Annotated in this window: 3 protein-coding genes and 1 pseudogene; all 4 read right to left on the reverse strand. The window is 40.9% G+C overall.

All coding sequences use genetic code 11. The annotated features are described in order from the left end of the window. Nucleotides 1-141: 141 nt before the first annotated feature. A pseudogene (locus tag O9295_RS12260) lies at nucleotides 142-600 on the reverse strand (O-linked N-acetylglucosamine transferase family protein); the annotation flags it as partial. Nucleotides 601-652: 52 nt separating this feature from the next. Beyond that, nucleotides 653-2,416 carry an O-linked N-acetylglucosamine transferase family protein gene (locus tag O9295_RS12265; RefSeq protein WP_288033104.1) on the reverse strand — a complete coding sequence of 588 codons (1,764 nt, stop codon included), beginning with the start codon at nucleotides 2,414-2,416 and terminating at the stop codon, nucleotides 653-655. Nucleotides 2,417-2,419: 3 nt separating this feature from the next. Beyond that, the gene (locus O9295_RS12270; protein ID WP_288033105.1) at nucleotides 2,420-3,115 is read right to left on the reverse strand and encodes a Uma2 family endonuclease; all 696 of its coding nucleotides are present in this window, start codon (nucleotides 3,113-3,115) and stop codon (nucleotides 2,420-2,422) included. A gap of 151 nt (nucleotides 3,116-3,266) precedes the next feature. Next, nucleotides 3,267-4,550 (reverse strand): aspartate aminotransferase family protein, encoded by a 1,284-nt coding sequence (locus O9295_RS12275; RefSeq protein ID WP_002798689.1) that lies wholly within the window; start codon nucleotides 4,548-4,550, stop codon nucleotides 3,267-3,269. Nucleotides 4,551-4,715 lie beyond the last annotated feature (165 nt).

Genomic DNA, 4,715 nt, shown 5'->3' on the forward strand with positions numbered 1-4,715 from the left:
TGAAATGGGGCGAAAGTCTGTGGACTCTGTGTAAGACAGTACATGGTTTTTTAACTGTGGTATGCGACGGTGGTGGAAGCAGAAACTTAAATCGTGAGGTTTAGGAATCGCCGCACTTTTAGGGCGGCGAGGATGTCAATATCAACTTCCCTCCCAGATTTTTAAATAGGCATTTTCCATATTTTGAGCGAATTTTTTCCCTTGCCAGAGCGGGGCTGTGTCACGATTTCCTAACAGTTGATGGCTGATGTCTTGACGAAGGGAGCGATCGAGTCCTAATTTTACTCCCCAGTCGATATATTCTGCCTCATTCCAGCCAATTCCGGCTTCAATACCAGCATTAATCATAAAAGTATAACTATTGCGGGCGGAAAATTGTTCTCCTACCAATGTAACTAAAGGGATTCCTTGCCATAAAACTTCTAAGGTGGTGGTAGCACCATTGTAGGGATAGGTATCTAACACCACATCGGCAATCTGTAAATTAGCGCGATGGGTATATTCATCGATATCTCTCGGTAAAAACCGCAATCTTTGGGGATTAACTCCCTCCCGAATCGCTATTTCAGTAAATAATTCTTGAATTTTTTCAGTCTTACCGGGCTCTTCTCGACTTTGTGTGATAATTTTTGCTTATGGAATCGTGAAATGCTTACTGGGCAAGACTTTTAGGACTATTTTGCGGATATTCTATCAGTATAGACCTCGTTTCCACACAGAAACCAGAAGAGCCCTTACCGACTCCCTTAATCAGAAAATAACTATTAGGGACTTGTGCGAGAATTTTCATCTGAAGTTTAATGGTATCAGGATGGCGTTTCATGCCACTTTGTGCGGAAAAATAGATGGTAGCATCGGGGGGAATTTCTAAATCTTCTCGACGGAGATTGGGAGTGCCGATTTCAAAACCATCCACTGCTAAATATGTCTCTGGTAAACGATAGATTTTTTCTCGATAATATTCCTCCGCTTGCTGGGGTAAAACGTAGGGATCGGCGATATAGTAATCAATAGTTGCTAATCCAGAAGCATCCCAACCTAACCAAGTCACTTGTTTTGCTGCGGGTTTCAGGGCGATAATCTGATTGGTGAGATTATGGGTTAAACTATCTAAATCTACTAGAATATCTATCTGATCCTGTTGAATTTGTTGGGCAACTTCTAGGGGATTTTGAGCGTAGGGAAAATGACGGATAATATCTCGGCTATCCCGGAACCATTGACGGGTAATTTCATCTTCTTCTTGGTTAATAGTATAGATGGCTATTTGCAATTTTTCTCGATCATGATGGTGAATTAACCAACGACTTAACCAAGCGACGGAATGATGTTTTAAGGTACTGGCAAGATAACCAATAGTTAGTTTTTCTGAAGCTTTTTCGTTTGTAATTAAAGGAGTTTTAAAACTATTATTATCAAGGAAAATTTCGGCGACGCAATTAGTTAATTTTCGGTTGGCTAAGGCTCGATCGCCTAGGTAGGGTAGGGGACTAGAAACATTGAGAAAGCTAGTTTTAATAATCGGTTCTAAAGTGATATTTTTTTGACGGGTTAATTCCTGTAATAAATCATGATATTCTTGATAAATATGATCAATTTCTTGCCAAACTCCCCAGCGCAAAAGTATTAACAAAATCAGATAATTACTGTATAACTTTAGGGTTGGAGTTAGACAAATTTCTCGGAATTGATAGGCAGTTATCAAAGAATTATCAAAGTCTTCTGCTAAAATATAGAGGTTAACCAATTGTTCCAAAAGACTCAGATCATTTGGTCTTAATTGCAGACAAAGTTTAATAATTTCCACTCCAAAAGTGGGACTTTGTTGCTCGTTGGTGACTCGTGCTGCTATCTGAAAAGCTTGCGGGATAAAACTATCGGCTAATTCCTCCAGGTAGGGTAAACTTGCTTGAGCTAAATCTAAAGTTAATTCATGGGGATATAAAAGACTTTTGAGAACTACATTTAAAAGCAATTCTCGATCGGGATTAGATCTGAGATTGTCTTGAATAGGATAATTAAGTAGTTCTTCAGGATCAAATATTTCTAAATCTAAAGCTAAGTCGAATAAAGCTAATAAATTATTAATTGACTTGGGAACAATTTCCTGTAGATGATAGCGAAAATATTCTACAGCTGCCAGATCACCTTTTCTTTGTTGTCGTCGCGCTTCTGCGTCTAAAACCGCTTCTAATTCTGCTTGCCATTGCTTAACTTCTTCCAGATTACCTTCCCTGAAAACATTTTGCCACATTACCTGCGCTTCTGCTGCTAAATTTTGCAGAAGATAGGCAACTCCCAAGTACCAATAGTCAGAAACATTTTCAGGATTGTTATCGATTAGTTCCTCGTAGATTGCCGCAACTTGAGGATAATTTTCGGCAATTAAAGCTTGATAAGCGTCAGGATGCCACATAAATCAGTTATTAGTTTTTTGAGATAATATTTTCAGAAAATCTTGATGTTCTTGACTGGCTAAACCTTGCTGTAAAACTGTCAAAACCTGTCCTAAGTTACCCGCTAATAAAGCATTAACATCTAACCAAAGACCGGGGAAAACCTGCGAGTAAATTATCCCTCGACTATCGGGTTCAAGTTTAATATATTCTCCAGCATTTAATCGGAACCAATCTAATTGACGTTCATAAACTCGCCAAACAAGATATTCTTGCACTTGATTACGACGATAAACTCGCCATTTATGGTGGAGATCATAGGAAGCACTAGAAGCGGCGATTTCTACGATTAATTCCGGCGCACCTTCGATATAATCATCGTCACTAATAGTTGATTGTCCAGCAATTTTAATTCTTAGTAAAGCATCTGGTTGTACTTCATTATCTGCATCCAGACGCACTGTAGTATTATCCGCAGACATCACCCCAATTGTGGCGGCTTTATAGACCCCTAACCAAGTTAAAATATCAGAATGAGGTTCTCCATGACTCTGCACTCGTACAGGAGAAGACATATAAACTATTCCTTCAATTAATTCGGCTTTTTTTACTTCAGAAAGGTTCTGATAACGGCACTCAAATTCCTGGCGACTTAGTTGATCCCCATTTTCTAAAGGAGGGGTTTTAGGGAGAGAATAAATAGGTTCAGAAGTGATCATTTTATTTGCCCCGAACAACAGTAGATTTATCCTCCCCTAGTCCAGTGAAAAGGTGACAGTTAGGGGGGATAAAGCTCAAAAATAATTGACTCTTAACTGGAAACTGTCAACTTAAAACTTACATCTGATAACTGATAACTGATAACTGAAATTAAACCACTTTAGCGATGGCTGCTTCTAGCTTATCCATAGCCTCATCTACTTCTGTTTCCGAGACAATTAAAGGAGGTACAAAACGGAGAACTTTCGGACCTGCGGGAGCAATTAATAAACCCTCGGCCAAGGCTGCATTAACAATAGTAGATGAAACCAACTCACTTTCTGAATTAATTTCCATACCGTTAATTAAACCCCAACCGCGCACATCGACAAATAGATGGGGATATTGAGAAGCAATCACGCGTAAACGGCTGCGTAACTGTTCCCCTCGCTGCTGGACATTTTCGAGAAGATGATCCCGTTCAATGGTTTGTAATACTGTTAAAGCTGAGGCACAAGCGAAAGGATTACCTCCAAAGGTACTCGCATGACTACCCGGTTCAAACACATCACAGAATTTTCTGCACATCATCGCACCGATGGGAATACCACCCGCTAAACCCTTAGCAGAAGTGAAAATATCCGGTTCCACTCCTAAATTCTCATAACCCCAGAGTTTACCAGTTCTTCCGACTCCCACCTGTACTTCATCAAAGACAAGCAAAATGTTATTTTCGTCGCAAATTTGCCGTAAACGTTGGAAATATTCGATATCCCCTGGACGAACTCCCCCTTCACCCTGCAGCGGTTCCAACATAATCGCGGCCACACGACGATTACCCTCATCGAGATCAGCGATCGCATTTTCCACCGCTTCGATATCATTATAGGGAATATAGGCAAACCCCGGCATCAGGGGTTCAAAGTCTTTTTGATACTTCGGTTGACCGGTTGCGGTGATGGTAGCTAAAGTCCGACCGTGAAAACTAGCGTGAGCGGTTAAAATAACCGGCTGTTCGAGGAAATCTAGCACCGTATGGGCATATTTTCGTACTAATTTAATCGCCGCTTCGTTCGCTTCCGCACCAGAATTACAGAAAAAGACTTTATCAGCGCAGGAATGATCGACAATCCATTTAGCTAGTTCCCCTTGTTCGGGAATATAGTATAAATTCGAGACATGATGGAGTTTTTGGATTTGCTGGCTAACCACTTCAATTAAAGCGGGGTGTGCGTGACCGAGGGTACAGGTGGCAATTCCTGCGACAAAATCAAGGTATTGTTTACCGGAAGTATCCCAGAGAAGACAGCCTAACCCTTTGGCGATCGCAATGGGAAAACGACCATAAGTATTCATCACATAGCTGTTAAAACTATCTCGATCGAAGGGTTGATTCGGGTTTAAATTGGGAGTGGGATCAACTAGGGTTGGTTCTAAAAGGGTTTCTGGACTCACTGGGGAACTCCTGCGCGATTAGACATAGTGGGACTTAAACAAATTTCAAGCCCAAACAAAGCCTAAACTGGCTTTGTAAGCGGCAAACACATCCCGATTCTCGGTCAGCCACTCAAAGAAACGGAAAGACATCGCTGTCCGAAAAGCTGCCAAGGCTTCCACAAA

Source organism: Microcystis sp. LE18-22.4A (assembly GCF_027531105.1).
GTDB classification, from domain to species: domain Bacteria; phylum Cyanobacteriota; class Cyanobacteriia; order Cyanobacteriales; family Microcystaceae; genus Microcystis; species Microcystis aeruginosa.

What these genes read in the sequence shown, in the direction of transcription:
- O9295_RS12265 (WP_288033104.1), bottom strand. Translation starts at nt 2,416, where the DNA reads ATGTGGCATCCTGACGCTTATCAAGCTTTAATTGCCGAAAATTATCCT.
- O9295_RS12270 (WP_288033105.1), bottom strand. Translation starts at nt 3,115, where the DNA reads ATGATCACTTCTGAACCTATTTATTCTCTCCCTAAAACCCCTCCTTTA.